The following is a 15,349-nucleotide window of genomic DNA, read 5'->3' as shown; positions in this document are numbered from 1 at the left end:
TATTATGATAATTGAAATTTTAAGCGCTCTTTTTGCAGTTGTGGCTGCTATTTGTATTTGGCTTAGTATTATACTATTTAAAAAGCAGAGTCAGTTGGCTACTTTGGGGCAAAAACTTAATGATACAAGTCTAAATCTAAGCACAAAAGAACAAGAATTAAATAGCATAAAAGATGAAAATAAGATATTGCAAGAAAAAAATATTGAAAATATTCAAAAGATCGCAGAGTTATCAACAAAGCTAAAGAGTGCAAATGAGGCAAATATTGAGCTAAAAGAGCGTCAAGATGAGCTTGATAATAAAACTAGAGAGTATTTTGAATTAAAAACTAAGCAGATGAGTGAGAATTTGCTAAATTTAAATAGCAAAGAGCTAACTGAAAGTTCAGCTAAGATTTTAGAGAGTCTAATCTCTCCATTAAAAGATGAAATAAGCAAATACCAAAAGTCTAATTTAGAGATAAATAGTGCTTTTAAAGTAAATTTTGAAAATCTAAAAAGCGAAACAAAAGGGGTAATGTTACAAGCACAAAATTTAGCCGATGCACTAAAAAGTAATAAAAAAATATTAGGAAATTGGGGTGAGATTCAGCTTGATAGCGTATTGCAAAGCAGTGGCCTTATTTTAGGTGTAAATTATGAAAAGCAAGTATCTTGCAAAGATGAAAATGGTAACCAAAAATATCTAGATGCTGTGGTTAAATTTGATGAGAATAAAAGAGCAATAATAGATGCTAAATGCTCATTGATTAACTATAATGAGTATCATAATGCTAAAGATGAGGAGTCTAAAGAGAACTATGCTAAAGCATTAGCTAAGGATATTAAAAATCATATAGATAATCTAAGCTCAAAAAATTATGCATTTTTGGATAATAAAAATTATGAGTATGTCTTTATGTTTATACCAAATGATAATATGCTTTTTGTAGCTCTTAGTGCTCAAAGTAGCCTTTATGAATATGCTTATGAAAGAGGTATATTCATCACTACTCCTCTTACGCTACTTATGGCGTTAAAAACTGTCTATATCTGCTGGCAAAATCTAAAAAGCGATGAAAATGCAATGAAGATATTTAATGAAGCTGGTAAGATATATGATAAATTTGATGTATTTATTAAAAACTATGAGAGATTAGAAAATCAAATAATAGCTATGAATAAGATAATAGAAGATGGTAAAACCACTCTATATCAAGGGCGTGGAAATTTAATAAGCAAATTTGAAAATCTAAAAAAACTCGGAGCCAAAACCACTAAGAGTTTGCCATATGCTACAAATGATGATGAGATAGAATATAGATCGTGAAAAAAATAGTAGTTTTAGCCACTGGTGGCACAATAGCAGGGAGTAGCACAAGCTCATTAAGCGGTAAATATGAGAGTGGTAAAATAGATATTAATGATATTTTAGATAGTTTTGATGAGATTAAAGATATAGCCAAAGTTTGTGGGATTGATATTTGCAATATCGGCTCACAAAATATGAATGAAAATATTTGGCTAGAGCTTGTACGCAAATGTAATGAGCTTTTAAGCAGCAATGAAGTAGATGCTATAGTAATAACACATGGCACTGATACGCTTGAAGAGAGTGCATATTTTTTAAACTTAACTATTAAAAGTCATAAGCCAGTGGTGATGAGTGCTGCTATGAGAAGTCATAATTCGCTTAGTAGCGATGGGGCTATGAATTTATATAATGCTATTAGTGTGGCTGCTGCTGATGAGAGTGCTGGTATGGGCGTATTAGTGGTGATAAATGATGAGATTCATCTTGCTAGAGAAGTTAGCAAGATGGATACAATAGCACTAAATGCATTTAGTTCGCCAAATTGTGGTAAATGTGGAATAGTACATTATGGCAAAGTTAAATTCTATACCAAAAGCTTAAGACAACACACATTACAAAGCAAATTTAACCCAGATATCTTACCAAGAGTTGATATACTTTATGATTATGCTGGGGCTAAAATTGAAACGCTTTATAAATCTAATGCTATAAAAGGCATAGTGTGTGCAGCCTTAGGTAATGGTAATCTAAGCCCTCAAATGCTAAAATTTTTAAAAAGTGCTAGAGATAATGAAGTAGTTGTAGTAATATCAAGTCGTGTAAATGGTGGAGTAATAAATGGTAGCGAGTTGGATTTTGCTGAGCTTGGATTTATAGCTAGTGATTCACTAAATCCACAAAAATCTAGAGTGCTTTTAATGCTTAGTCTTAGCAGCAAAGAAGATATTGAGAAAATTAGAGATAATTTTGATATTTATTAGATAAATTTGATTTTTTAAACTGATAAATTTATAAATATTGTAATTTACTATTTTTCTTTTGTTATCTTTAAGTTTTATTAATATATACTACAGAATTCAAAAAATGTCTTAGGAGTTAAAGGATGAAAGAAAAACACTACGAGGTGGTGATAGTCGGTGGCGGTATCAGTGGCGGTGCGCTACTATATGAATTGGCAAGATATACAGATATTAAAAGCATTGCGTTAGTAGAAAAATATGGTGGTCTTGCTACGCTAAATTCAAAAGGAACTGCTAATTCGCAGACTGTACATTGTGGTGATATAGAGACAAACTATACATTTGAAAAAGCTCAAAAAGTAAGCAAAACTGCTAGAATGGTAGTAAAATATGGTTTGCAACACGGCTATCAAGGTAAATATATGTTTGATGGCCAAAAAATGGCAATTGGCGTTGGCGATGTTGAGGTAGAGTATATTAAAAATAGATATGAGGAATTTAAAGAGCTTTATCCATATTTAGAGTTTTATGATAAGGCTGAACTAGCTAAAATCGAACCAAAAATTATATTAAATAGTGATGGTACTCATAGAGCTGAAAATGTAGTTGGTATGGGTGTAAAAAGTGGCGAATATACCACAGTAGATTATGGTGCATTTACAACTACATTTGTAGAAAATGCTAAAAAAGAGGGCGGCGAGTGTGATGTATATCTAAATTCAAGAGTAGATGAGATTATTCATAATGGAGATAAATATTATATTCAAACAGCAAATGGTCTATCAATTAGCGCTGACTTTGTAGTGGTAAATGCTGGTGCTCACTCATTATATCTAGCTCATAAGATGGGTTATGGTCTAGACTTTGGCTGTCTGCCTGTAGCTGGAAGTTTCTATTTGACTAAGAAAAAATTATTAAATGGTAAGGTTTATATGGTTCAAAATCCTAAGCTACCATTTGCAGCACTACATGGAGATCCAGATATCTTAGCCGATGGTTGTACAAGATTTGGCCCTACGGCTTTAGCGTTACCAAAACTAGAAAGATATCATGATAATTGGGGTAGCTTCCTTGACTTTTGTAAGACTCTAAATTTTGATTTAACTATAGCAGGTATCTTGTTTGATCTATTCAAAGATAGTGAAATTCGCAATTATATCTTGCGTAATTTTGCCTTTGAGGTGCCATATATAAATAAAAAATTATTTGTAAAAGATGCTAGAAAAATCGTACCAAGCCTTCAAACTAGCGATATAGTATATGCTAAAGGTTTTGGTGGCGTTCGTCCTCAAGTTTTAAATAAAACTGAGAAAAAGCTAATGCTAGGCGAGGCAAGTATCAATCCAAAAACCGGTATTATCTTTAATATGACTCCAAGTCCAGGTGCGACAAGCTGTCTTGGCAATGCCTTAAGAGATGTACGTGAAATATGTGAATATCTAGGTAAAAACTTTAATGAAGCTAAGCTAAACGAAGAGCTATTTGACTAATACTAGGCGGAGAAATCCGCCTAATTCCTAAACTCCACGCTTTAAAAATTTTTAAAATTTATTCTTAAATTTGATATAATTTGCAAAAATTAGGAGCAAATATGAAAAGAACTAAAATAGTAGCAACCATAGGTCCATCTAGCGACTCCATAGATGTTATAAAATCACTAATCCAAGAGGGTGTAAATGTATTTAGGCTAAATTTCTCACATGGCTCACATGAATATCATAAATCCACAATTGATAAGATAAAAGAGGCTTCAAATTCTCTTGGTATAAGAGTTGGAATCTTGCAAGATATTTGTGGGCCAAAGATTAGAGTTGGAGCTTTAAAAGAGCCATTTGAGTTAAAAGCTGGAGATAGATTAAATGTATTAAAAGATAGCATAATTGGCCATAAAAATGGAGAAATTTATGAACTTAGCATAAATCAGCCTCAAATTTTATCCTTGTTAAAAGAGGGTGAATATATATATTTATATGATGGAATGATTAAGGCAAAGGTAGTAAAATGTCTGCCAGATATGATTGAAACTGTAATAGAAAATGATGGCATACTAAGCTCAAATAAAGGGGTAAATTTCCCAAATACTAAACTAAATATTGATGTTATTACTCAAAAAGATAGAGATGATATGCTTTGGGGTGCGCAAAATGGAGTAGATTTTGTCGCTATAAGTTTTGTGCAAAATGCAAATGATATTATAAATGCTAAGGCTATATTAAAAGAGTTTGGCTCAAGTGCTAAGGTATTTGCTAAAATAGAGAAATTTGATGCAGTAGAAAATATTGATCATATTATAGAAGCAAGCGATGGTATTATGGTAGCGCGTGGAGATTTAGGAATTGAAGTGCCATACTATAAGGTTCCAAGTATTCAAAAGCTAATAATCAAAAAAGCCAATGCCGCAAACCGCCCAGTTATTACAGCTACTCAAATGATGCTTTCTATGGCTAAGAGCCAAAGTGCCACTAGAGCTGAGATTAGCGATGTAGCAAATGCTGTTTTAGATGGAACAGATGCAGTTATGCTAAGTGAAGAGAGTGCAGTGGGTATAAATCCAGTAGCAGTGGTTAAGGCTATGAGTGCGACAATATCGCAAAGTGAATCTATTTATCCATATGGTAAATTTGATGAGTTTGAATTTACCGATGAGACTGATATGGTAGCAAGTGCTAGCTCACATCTAGCTCAAAGAATTGGAGCAAATGCTATTATCTCTATTACTAGTAGTGGTTCAAGTGCAATTAAAATGGCAAGAAATCGTCCTCAAATGCCAATTATAGCTGTAACACATGATGAAAATGTGGCTAGAAGTCTTACTATTGTCTGGGGCGTTACTCCAAGTTTAGTTATCCCGCAAAATCAGTTAAATTTACTTCTAGCTAATACAATAAAAGGGTTAAAAGATGCTGGATTGATAGATTATCAATCTACTTATACGCTTACAGCAGGCTATCCAGCTGGAAAGATAGGAAGCACAAACTATATAAGAATTTTAAGAAAAGATCAAATAGAGTATTATCTAAATGAGGTAAAATAGTGGAAAAATTAAATTTAAAAATAGCCAATAATGATGTAACTTTAATCTACGAACATAGCCGTGAATTGCCTATTGTTGGCTTAAAGCTAGTATTTAAAACAGCTGGAACTTGCGTTGAAAAGAGATATGGAGTAGCCAAACTAGCTGCAGAGCTACTAAGCGAAGGAACAAAAAAGCTTGGTAGTAATGAGTTTAATAAAGCTCTTGATATGAGAGCTATTATGCTTAGCGCAAATGCTGGATTTGAGACATTTGAGATTGGGCTAGAGAGCTTAAGTGAGCATTTTGAATATGGTTTTAATATGCTTTTGGATTTGCTTGCTGATCCAAACTATGATAAAAATATCTTAAAAAAGCTAAAAACACAAGCTTTAGGCATAATTGCCTCTAATAGCAGCGATTATGACTATCAATCTAGCAACGCTTTAAAAGAGATATTGTATCCAAACTCACGCCTAGCTATACCAAGTATTGGAACTCCACAAAGTATAGAAGAGATTGAGCTCGATGATATTAAAGAGTTTATAAGATCAAATTTAAATCTTGAAAATATGTTTATTGTCTTAGGCGGAGATATAGATCCAATAAATATTAAATTTGATAAACTTTGTGAGGTATTAAATAGCGGTAAGAAAAAAGAGCTAAATAAAATCACAGTAAGTGATAGTGAGAGCTTAAAGATAATCGATAAACCAAGCCAACAAGCATATATATATTTTGGCTCACCATTAAACTATAATATAGAAGATAAATATAAGCTTAGTGTAGCGATGTTTATCTTAGGTAGTAGTGGTTTTGGTTCTAGATTAATGGAGGAAATCCGTGTAAAGCGAGGACTAGCATATAGCGTATATTGCTCAGCAAATTTAAATCTTAGCTATAACGCTTTAAATGGCTACTTGCAAACTAAAAATGAGAATAAAGATGAGGCGATATTTTTAATAAAAGATGAAATATCTAAATTTGTTCAAAATGGCGCAACGCAAAAAGAGCTTGAAGCTGCTAGAAATTTCTTGCTTGGCAGCGAACCTCTTAGTAAAGAGACGCTATTTAAGCGACTATCAATAGCACAAAAAGAGTACTATTATGGTTATGAACTTGGTGAGTTTGATTTGAATTTAGAGCGTATTAAGAGTTTAGAATTAAATATATTAAATGAGTTTATATCTAGCCTAAAAGATATAAATAGGCTTAGCATCGCTTGTTTGTATAATGAGTCAAAATAGCCAATTAAAAGAGCTAGGTATTGCAAGTTTGCTGGACCTAGCTTTAATCTTGCCTAAAAGCTATGATGACCAAAGAGTCAAAAATGAGCCAAATATAGGCGAAAATAGCGTTGAGATTGAGGTAAAATCATTAGTTACTCGTCCAACTACACTTAATATATTAGCCTATTGTATTTCATGGAAATGCGATGTTAGTATCGTAATTTTTAATGCTAGGTCGTGGCATTATTCATCATTTAAACGCGGAAAAACCTTATATATTCATGGTAAAAGCACGATATATAATGGAGTTTGGCAATTTAGCAATCCAAAAATTATAACCAAAGTCGGAGAGATTATCCCACACTATAAAAGAGATTTAAAAGATAATCAAATTCAAAATTTAATCAAAAAATATCTAAATATTGAATCTTTAAAATCTCAAGGTCTTAATGATGATGAAGCTAGAGAAATTTTAGCTTTGCATGAGCTTAGCGATGAGGCAATTTATAGAGTTTTAAATTTAGATAGTAAAAGATTAGAGCTTTTAAAATTTGTTGAAATTTTTAACTATTTTAAAAAGTTAAGTGCTAAAAAGGTTCTTTTTAAAGCTAGTGCTATTAAGCCTTATGATATTACATCTTGGATAGAGACTTTGCCATTTACTCCTACAGATGATCAGCTAAAAGCTATTGATGATATTAGATTGGATTTGGGCAAAAGCATAGCAGCAAAGCGTGTTATAATGGGTGATGTAGGTAGTGGTAAGACCTTGGTGATTTTAGGTGCTGCGTTGCTAAATTACCCAAATAGATCTATATTAATGGCACCTACTACTGTTTTAGCTACTCAGCTTTATAATCAAGCACTTAAACTTTTGCCAAGCTTTATGAAGATAGAGTATCTCAAAAAAGGCTTAAAAAATGCTAAACTAGAAGAGGCAAATTTGATAATTGGCACACACGCTCTTTTATATCAAGAGTTACCAAAAAGTACTTTAATAATGATTGATGAGCAGCATAGGTTTGGTTCAATACAACGCCAAAAGATAGATGAATTAACTCGTAATGAGAATTTTCGGGCGCACTTTTTGCAATTTAGTGCAACTCCAATTCCTAGAACGCTTTGTCTTATTGAGTCTGAACTGGTTAGTTTTAGCTTTTTAAAACAAATTCCATTTACTAAACATATTAAAACATTAATAATTCAAAATAGCGGATTTAACGCTCTTTTAGAGCATATAAAATCGCAAATTAAGCAAAATAAGCAGACTATAATTGTCTATCCGCTTGTAGAAGATAGTCAAGTAAGCAATTATCAAAGCCTAAGCGCAGCTGCGCCATTTTGGTTAAATAAATTTGAAAAAGTTTATGTAACTCATGGTAAAGATAAGCAAAAAGATGAGGTTTTAGAGCAGTTTGCAAATGATGGCAATATATTGCTTGCTACTACAATTGTAGAGGTTGGAATCTCCTTGCCAAAGCTATCTACTATTGTAATTGTAGGTGCTGAGAAGTTAGGGCTTGCTTCTTTACATCAGCTTCGTGGTAGAGTTGGCAGGCATGGCGGGCAAGGCTGGTGCTATCTATACACTAAGCTTGCTACAATTCCAAGTAGGCTTAAGGAATTTGCTCAAACTCTTGATGGTTTTATAGTAGCTCAAATAGATTTAAAAAACCGCCAAGCTGGAGATATTTTAGATGGTACGATACAGCATGGTGCGACATTTGAATACTATGATATGGATGAAGATATAACGCAAAAAGCCAAAGATAGACTAGCAGCTTTTAAAGCAGGTTTGAGCTAAATTTAGTATAATTATATAAAAATCTAGGAAAAACTATTGAATATAGATAAAATTCGCCAAAATATAATATTAAAAGATGGAATTTACTATTTTGACTGGACAGCTAGTGGGCTTGGATATTTACCTATTGAAGATGAGATAAAGCGTATTTTGCAAACTTACGCTAATACTCATAGTGAGTGTAGCGAGTGTTCAAATATTACTACAAACTACTACGAAAATGCAAGAGCTGGAATAAAAAAATTTTTAAATTTACAAAGTGATTTTGTTCTTTTGCCATGCGGGCAGGGCAGTAGTGCGGCTATTAAGAAATTTCAAGAGATAATGGGGATTTATATTCCACCAGCAACTAAAATGGCTTTAAATATTGATTTTGATACTATTAAAAAATCCTTGCCACTTGTAATTGTAGGGCCGTATGAACACCATAGTAATGAGATTAGTTATAGAGCAGGATTGTGCGAAGTAGTAAGAATCCCTTTAGCAAAAGATGGCGGTTTGCACTGGGGAGAACTAGATAAAATTTTAAAAATCAATGCAAATAGAAAGATTATAATTAGTATAAGTGCAGCTTCAAACGTAACTGGAATAAAAACTGATATTAACGCATTACACCGTGTAGCAAGAAGATATAAAGCTGTGATTGCTATTGATGCTTCAAGTTTGATAGCATATGAAAATGTAAATAGTAGTTTATGTGATGCGATATTTATCTCACCACATAAACTACTTGGTGGAGTAGGAAGTTGTGGGCTTTTGGCTATTAGAAAATCTCTATTTAGCTCAAATTTACCTACATTTTCTGCTGGTGGAACAGTAAGCTATGTGAGTAAAAAAAGTGTGCATTATCTAGATGATATTGAGCAGCTAGAAGATGCTGGTACTCCTGCTATTACTCAGTTGATTCGTGCATATTTGGCTTTTGAGCTTAGAAATAAGATTGGATTAGAGTTTATAAATGAGCAAAAGATAAATCTAATGAATAAATTTGAATTAGGTCTAGCAAATATAAAAGGTGTGATAAATTACGCTCCAAAAAATATGCAAAGACTTGCTATTTTTGCTTTTAATATTAAAGGTATCTCTCCATTTGATTTGGCTCAAACTCTAAGTAATAAATTTGGAATTCAAAGCCGTGCTGGATGTTCGTGTGCTGGACCGTATGGACATGATCTGCTTGGCCTTAATGATGATGAGCCATTAAGCTTTAAGCCAGGTTGGCTAAGAGTTAGCCTTCATTGGTCTCATAGCGATGATGATGTAGATTATCTATTAAGTGCAATTGATCAGGCTAGAAAATCTCTAACCTGATCTAAGAGCCTTAACGGGTAAATAAATTTTGAAGGCCGTTTATTAACTCTTTTGTATCTTTGCTTTTGTTCTCATCGCCTTTAAATAGTTTATTTAGCCCACGATCAATCTCTTTTGAGAGCTTATCTTTTAGGTAGTTCGAGCTAATTGTATATTTTGGATCGCTGCTTGTACCGCCAATTACTACATCTATATCAGTTTTTTCTATATTGGCTTTAATTGGGATATTTATAGCTTTTGTGGCGGTATCTAGGCTCGCTGATGTGATGTTGATATCAGATCTTTGTGAGCTTAGTTGGGCATCGAAATTAATTAAATTTTTATCTATTATCCCTTTTAGATATCCATCTTTATAGACCTCATTTGTTATATCTTTTTGGATTGTAGCGCTAATTAGATTTGTTAGTCCATTTTTGCTTAATTGGCCATTGGCAATATCAGCTTTAAAATCACCTTTTGAATTATTTAGATTGTAGTTAGCATTAAGTGTAGCTTTGCCTTCATAAAATGGCTCAAAATCTAAAAATTCTAAAAGATTTGTAATCTCAAATGATGGTAAAGTCAAATTTGTTTTATTATCTACTATATCTATTTTTAGCTTTGAACCGATGAAATCGCTATTTAATGTAGCATTTATATTCTCATTTATAGAGATTTTTCCACTTGGATTTAGGCTACCATTTAGCTTCATTCCAGTTAAAAACTCAAGCCTATTTAGATCTGGTACATTGGCACTATATATGGCTTCAAGGCTATTTTTATTAATATCATAACTCCCATCAAATTTATCCACAGTAGCTAAATTTGAATCAATTGTAGTAGCAAAATGTACAGTAGAATTAGTAAATGTCGGTTTGATATGTGCATTTAGCGTAGTATTTTGTGGAAAATTTTTACCAGTTAATTCTTTTAAATTAGCTGAATTAAGCACGCCATTTTCTAGTTTGATTTGGCCTTTGCCATTTAGATTTGCTATATCGATACTGTCTAGATTTAACTCACCATTTAGTTTGCCACTTAGTAGTGGTTTTTGTCCTATCATCAAAAATAGATTTTGGGCTAGGATATTTTGAATTTTAGCTTTTAATTTGCCGCTATCTATATTTGCACTAATTATCCCATCCATAGCTTTTATATCTATATTTGCATTTTTTAGTGGCATTTTTTGATTATTTAGATCAGCTGCTATATCTGCATTTAGAGCAATTTGACCATTTATTTTAGTTCCTGAGATAGCACCTAATTTAGCAAGATCTGGCACTAGCGCATATGCTTTGGCATTTGCAGTTTTTTGAGTTAGATTATAGTTGGCATTTAAGTTATCTATATTTAAAATTTCAGATTTTAGATTGGCATCTAATTTGGCATTATCACCTTTTAAATTCGCTTTTATATCAGAATTAAAGGTAAGATTTTTAGTAAGATTTGAACCAATCATCTTATTTAACTCATTAGCGTTAAATACTCCACCATTTATATCTATATTTATATCCCCAACTCTTTTGCTAGAATCATTTAATGACGTAATTGTAGCATTTCCATTGATATTACCATTAGCAATTGCTGGCATTGCTACAAGTTTTAAAAGCTCATTTAGTTTGATTTTTTTGATCTGGGCTTTTATCTCATTATTAGCCATTTTGGCTGTTATCATACCACCTAATCCGCTAATATCAGCATCTAAAAACTCCAAATTTGAACCAACTAGTTTAGCATTAGCCTTAGCTGTAATCTCTCCATATAATTTTTGGCCAATTATTGGCTCAAGTTTAGTTAAATTTGGAATATTTAAATTTAGATCGCTATTTAATGTCTTTTCATCTATATTATATATTGAATTTAAAGCAGCAATAACTCCAACAGGTGTAGTAATTACACTTTTGGCTTTAGCTGTGCGACCATTTAAATTTAGATTAGAATTTGCTTTGATTGTAAAGTTTTGTGGTAAAGCTACCCCATAATCAGCCGTAACTAACTCATTATTTACTATAGCATTTGGGATATTTAAAGTAGCATTTCCATTATAGCTTAAGTCTTTGCTGGTGATATCAGCTATTATGTTCATTTTACCTTTTATGTATGATTTGCCAGTAGCTATGGCACTAATTTGTGCTAGTTCTAGCGATTTAGCATCTAGCTTTAACTCTAATGGAGTAAAGTTGGCAATTCTAGTTGCAAAGCGTAAATTTGAGCCAACTATTTTACCACTACCATCAGCAATAAAATTCTTAAGCTTACCAACTATCTTGCCTTTTAAATTTATATCATCTTTGATATCTACGCCAAAACTGCTTAGATCATTTGAGCTAGCTGTGTAGTTAAAATCAAGCTCTTGAGTAAATAGGCTATAATTTCCATAAACTCTAGCCTTTAGAGCATCATTTACACTCACAGTGATATCAAGATGACTAATTGCCAATCTAAACTCATCAAGTTTGATATTCATTGAGCTTTTTTGCGAGGCAATCTTTTCTATATAGGGCTTTAATATGCTATTTCCAACACTACTAAAAAGTAGAGCATAAACAATAGCCACAAATAGGGCCAAACCGCCTAAAATCCAGTATAAAACTCTCATGTAAATTCCTTAATAATTTTGCTTAATTATACTCAAATATAGCTTAATAAAATTAAATTTATCTATTTTAACTCTTAATTTTTTAAAGCTTGAGTGAATTTGACTAAATGTTTTTGATAATTTTTATTTAAATTTGGCTCTAATTTCTTGACATATATATAAAATTATGATATATTTTCATCACTCAAATATATAGAGTGCTAATTTTTAAGAAAAAATCAAATAAATTGAAAGGATAGAGATGAATTTTGAGCCATTAGGCAAGCGTGTGCTTGTAGAAAGAGAAGAAGAGCTTAAAACTACGGCTTCAGGCATTATTATCCCAGATAATGCATCTAAAGAAAAACCAAGCCAAGGCAAAGTTATAGCAGTTAGCAAAGAAGCAGAAGGATTAAGTGTAGGTGATACAGTTGTATTTGCTAAATATAGCGGTAGTGAGATTACACTTGATGATAAAAAATATCTGGTACTAAATACAGAAGATATCTTAGGAATTATAAAATAATAAAGGAATAAAATATGGCAAAAGAGATTATATTTGCAGATGACGCTAGAAATAGATTATATACTGGTGTTAAAAAACTAAGCGATGCGGTAAAAGTAACGATGGGACCAAGAGGTCGTAATGTACTTCTTCAAAAAAGCTTTGGTGCGCCTACAATAACAAAAGATGGCGTAAGCGTAGCTAAAGAGATTGAATTAGCTGATACGATTGAAAATATGGGCGCAGGTCTTGTAAGAGAAGTAGCTAGCAAGACAAATGACGAAGCAGGTGATGGTACAACTACAGCTACAGTTTTAGCTCATGCGATTTTCAAAGAGGGTCTAAGAAATATCACAGCAGGCGCAAATCCAATCGAAGTAAAACGTGGTATGGATAAATTCGCAGCTGCAGTTATAGAAGAGTTAAAAAGTGTAGCTAAAAAAGTAGAAGGCAAAAAAGAGATTGCTCAAGTAGCTACAATCTCTGCAAATAGCGATACAAGCGTAGGTGATCTAATTGCTGAAGCTATGGAAAAAGTAGGCAAAGATGGAGTTATCACAGTTGAAGAGGCTAAATCAATTAATGATGAACTAAATGTAGTTGAAGGTATGCAGTTTGATAGAGGATACCTAAGTCCATACTTCATCACAAACCCAGAAAAAATGCAAGTAGAATTAAGCAGCCCATTTATCTTGTTATTTGATAAAAAAATCTCAAATTTAAAAGATCTACTTCCGGTGCTAGAGCAAATTCAAAAAACTGGCAAACCACTATTAATCATCGCTGAAGATATAGAAGGTGAAGCTTTAGCAACTTTAGTTGTTAATAAACTTCGTGGCGTGCTAAATATTTCAGCAGTTAAAGCTCCAGGCTTTGGCGATAGAAGAAAAGCTATGTTAGAAGATATCGCTATCTTAACAGGTGGTGAAGTAATTAGCGAAGAGTTAGGCAGAACACTTGAGAGTGCAACTCTTAGCGATCTTGGTCAAGCTGATAGAGTAGTAATAGATAAAGATAATACTACAATCGTAAATGGTGCAGGCTCAAAAGATTCTATCGGCGCTAGAATCAATCAAATCAAAGCTCAAATTATTGAGACAACAAGTGATTATGATAGAGAAAAACTTCAAGAGCGTCTAGCTAAACTAAGTGGCGGTGTAGCAGTTATTAAAGTTGGCGCTGCAACAGAAACAGAGATGAAAGAGAAAAAAGATCGTGTAGATGATGCTTTAAATGCTACAAAAGCAGCAGTAGAAGAAGGCATCGTAGTAGGTGGCGGCGCTGCTTTAATTAAAGCAGGTAATAAAGTAAATCTAAATCTAAGCGGTGATGAGTTAATCGGCGCACAAATTGTAAAACGCGCTTTATTTGCTCCACTTCGCCAAATTGCTGAAAATGCAGGCTTTGATGCTGGTGTAGTAGCTAATGCTGTAAGCACTGCTAAAGAGGCTAATTATGGATTTAACGCAGCTAGTGGCGAATATGTAGATATGTTTGAAGCTGGAATTATAGACCCAGTTAAAGTAGAGCGTGTAGCACTGCAAAATGCTGTAAGCGTAGCAAGCTTGCTACTAACTACAGAGGCTACTGTAAGCGAAATTAAAGAGGATAAACCAGCTATGCCAGCAATGCCTGATATGGGCGGTATGGGTGGTATGGGCGGAATGATGTAAGCCCAAATTTGACAGTCTTTAGACTGTCAAATTTAATTTTTTATTATATTTATATTTTTATTACGATTTTTATCTTATCTTATTTTTAAAATATTTTTATATTAAAATTATCATTGTTATTTTATAAAATGCTACAATCTAATTTAAAATATTATATCAAGGGGCTTATTTAAATCGTAGCAAAATGATAATTTAAAATAGGCTTTTGAGATTAAATTTAATATTATTACAAATTGCTAAGATTTATAAAATCAATTTAATCCCAATTTACTAATTAAACTATCTCGCATTGGATAGTAATCATTTTTATTAAGTTTGAAATATATGCACTCATCATCTTGGTGAGTAATTTTGAAATTTAATAGCTTAGCCATACGAATAGCGCGTTTATTTTCTAGCTTAGAATACGCCTTAAGCTCTTTAAGTCCTAAAACATCAAACGCTATATCATATACAGCACAGTATGCTCCAAATGTAATCCTAGCTTCATCTAAATGGTCTGGTATTACCATAATTTCACCAGGAATAGCCTGACCATTTTGCCAGTTGATTTGTTGAAAGCAAAAATACCCAATCGCTAAATCATCTACAAAAGCCATATAATAAATAGCATCACTTTTATCTGCAAGTGAGTTAAACCAGTTTAATTGCTCTTCTTTAGTGATATGGTGGCCATTTTGACTTAGCATTACTTTAGATATTTTAGGATCATTACGCCATTGACGCAGAGTCTCTATATCTTTTAACTCTAGTTTTGATATCTTAATGCCATATTTGATAAAATTATTCATTCATCAAATCCAAAATATCACCAACAATACTTAGGTTTTTTAACTCATCAAATGTAAGTGTATAACCATAATCATCAGCCAACATTACAATTGTACTAATCTTACCCATTGAGTCCCACTCAGCTATGGAGTCTAGCGGGGTTTGCGGTGTTAGAGTCTCATCACATTCTATTACATCTTTAAATTTTGCTATTTTTGTTTCCATTTTATTCC

At 32.6% G+C, this 15,349-nt stretch carries 12 protein-coding genes; 9 read left to right on the top strand and 3 right to left on the bottom strand.

Annotation, left to right across the window (positions count from 1 at the left end; genetic code table 11):
- Window positions 1-4 precede the first annotated feature (4 nt).
- The 7 genes from CVIC12175_RS05600 to CVIC12175_RS05570 all read left to right on the top strand — a co-directional run bounded on the left by CVIC12175_RS05600 (window position 5) and on the right by CVIC12175_RS05570 (window position 9,610).
- On the top strand, window positions 5-1,309 hold the full coding sequence (locus CVIC12175_RS05600) for a DNA recombination protein RmuC (RefSeq protein WP_086302784.1): 1,305 nt from the start codon (window positions 5-7) through the stop codon (window positions 1,307-1,309).
- Complete coding sequence (locus CVIC12175_RS05595) at window positions 1,306-2,274, top strand: asparaginase (RefSeq protein ID WP_236861057.1); 969 nt, start codon at window positions 1,306-1,308, stop codon at window positions 2,272-2,274. Before CVIC12175_RS05600 ends, CVIC12175_RS05595 begins: the two co-directional genes overlap by 4 nt.
- A 122-nt stretch (window positions 2,275-2,396) precedes the next feature.
- Complete coding sequence (locus CVIC12175_RS05590) at window positions 2,397-3,743, top strand: FAD-dependent oxidoreductase (protein WP_086256271.1); 1,347 nt, start codon at window positions 2,397-2,399, stop codon at window positions 3,741-3,743.
- 101 nt (window positions 3,744-3,844) lie between these two features.
- Window positions 3,845-5,287, top strand: coding sequence for a pyruvate kinase (gene pyk / locus CVIC12175_RS05585; protein WP_086256272.1), 1,443 nt, complete (start codon window positions 3,845-3,847; stop codon window positions 5,285-5,287).
- On the top strand, window positions 5,287-6,513 hold the full coding sequence (locus tag CVIC12175_RS05580; protein WP_086256273.1) for a M16 family metallopeptidase: 1,227 nt from the start codon (window positions 5,287-5,289) through the stop codon (window positions 6,511-6,513). Before pyk ends, CVIC12175_RS05580 begins: the two co-directional genes overlap by 1 nt.
- Window positions 6,500-8,299 (top strand): ATP-dependent DNA helicase RecG, encoded by a 1,800-nt coding sequence (gene recG / locus CVIC12175_RS05575; protein ID WP_086256274.1) that lies wholly within the window; start codon window positions 6,500-6,502, stop codon window positions 8,297-8,299. The genes CVIC12175_RS05580 and recG overlap by 14 nt, the downstream gene beginning before the upstream one ends.
- A gap of 36 nt (window positions 8,300-8,335) precedes the next feature.
- A complete protein-coding gene (locus CVIC12175_RS05570; RefSeq protein WP_086256275.1) occupies window positions 8,336-9,610 on the top strand; it encodes an aminotransferase class V-fold PLP-dependent enzyme in 1,275 nt (424 codons plus the stop codon).
- A gap of 10 nt (window positions 9,611-9,620) precedes the next feature.
- Here the strand turns inward: CVIC12175_RS05570 and CVIC12175_RS05565 are convergent, their stop codons facing one another.
- Complete coding sequence (locus CVIC12175_RS05565) at window positions 9,621-12,188, bottom strand: AsmA family protein (RefSeq protein ID WP_086315901.1); 2,568 nt, start codon at window positions 12,186-12,188, stop codon at window positions 9,621-9,623.
- Between the two features lie 241 nt (window positions 12,189-12,429).
- Between CVIC12175_RS05565 and groES the strand changes: the two genes are divergently transcribed.
- Together groES and groL are read left to right on the top strand one after the other, a co-directional pair.
- The gene (groES, locus tag CVIC12175_RS05560; RefSeq protein ID WP_086247092.1) at window positions 12,430-12,693 is read left to right on the top strand and encodes a co-chaperone GroES; all 264 of its coding nucleotides are present in this window, start codon (window positions 12,430-12,432) and stop codon (window positions 12,691-12,693) included.
- A 14-nt stretch (window positions 12,694-12,707) separates the two neighbouring features.
- Entirely contained in the window at window positions 12,708-14,345 is a 1,638-nt protein-coding gene (gene groL, locus CVIC12175_RS05555) for a chaperonin GroEL (protein ID WP_086315900.1), read from the top strand.
- Window positions 14,346-14,596: 251 nt separating this feature from the next.
- On the opposite strand, the gene CVIC12175_RS05550 is transcribed toward groL, so the two are convergent.
- On the bottom strand, window positions 14,597-15,136 hold the full coding sequence (locus tag CVIC12175_RS05550) for a GNAT family N-acetyltransferase (RefSeq protein ID WP_086256278.1): 540 nt from the start codon (window positions 15,134-15,136) through the stop codon (window positions 14,597-14,599).
- Window positions 15,129-15,341, bottom strand: coding sequence for a hypothetical protein (locus CVIC12175_RS05545; RefSeq protein ID WP_086256937.1), 213 nt, complete (start codon window positions 15,339-15,341; stop codon window positions 15,129-15,131). Before CVIC12175_RS05545 ends, CVIC12175_RS05550 begins: the two co-directional genes overlap by 8 nt.
- Between the last annotated feature and the right edge of the window lie 8 nt (window positions 15,342-15,349).

Origin of the sequence: Campylobacter vicugnae (genome assembly GCF_002139875.1) — a bacterium.
Taxonomy (GTDB): Bacteria; Campylobacterota; Campylobacteria; order Campylobacterales; family Campylobacteraceae; genus Campylobacter; species Campylobacter vicugnae.
The sequence above is the reverse complement of the archived record's forward strand: the minus strand, read 5'-3'. Positions and strand labels throughout refer to the sequence as shown.

Coding starts and splice junctions, on each gene's coding strand:
- CVIC12175_RS05600 (WP_086302784.1), top strand. CDS start 5: ATGATAATTGAAATTTTAAGCGCTCTTTTTGCAGTTGTGGCTGCTATT.
- CVIC12175_RS05590 (WP_086256271.1), top strand. CDS start 2,397: ATGAAAGAAAAACACTACGAGGTGGTGATAGTCGGTGGCGGTATCAGT.
- pyk (WP_086256272.1), top strand. CDS start 3,845: ATGAAAAGAACTAAAATAGTAGCAACCATAGGTCCATCTAGCGACTCC.
- recG (WP_086256274.1), top strand. CDS start 6,500: ATGAGTCAAAATAGCCAATTAAAAGAGCTAGGTATTGCAAGTTTGCTG.
- CVIC12175_RS05565 (WP_086315901.1), bottom strand. CDS start 12,188: ATGAGAGTTTTATACTGGATTTTAGGCGGTTTGGCCCTATTTGTGGCT.
- groES (WP_086247092.1), top strand. CDS start 12,430: ATGAATTTTGAGCCATTAGGCAAGCGTGTGCTTGTAGAAAGAGAAGAA.
- groL (WP_086315900.1), top strand. CDS start 12,708: ATGGCAAAAGAGATTATATTTGCAGATGACGCTAGAAATAGATTATAT.
- CVIC12175_RS05550 (WP_086256278.1), bottom strand. CDS start 15,136: ATGAATAATTTTATCAAATATGGCATTAAGATATCAAAACTAGAGTTA.
- CVIC12175_RS05545 (WP_086256937.1), bottom strand. CDS start 15,341: ATGGAAACAAAAATAGCAAAATTTAAAGATGTAATAGAATGTGATGAG.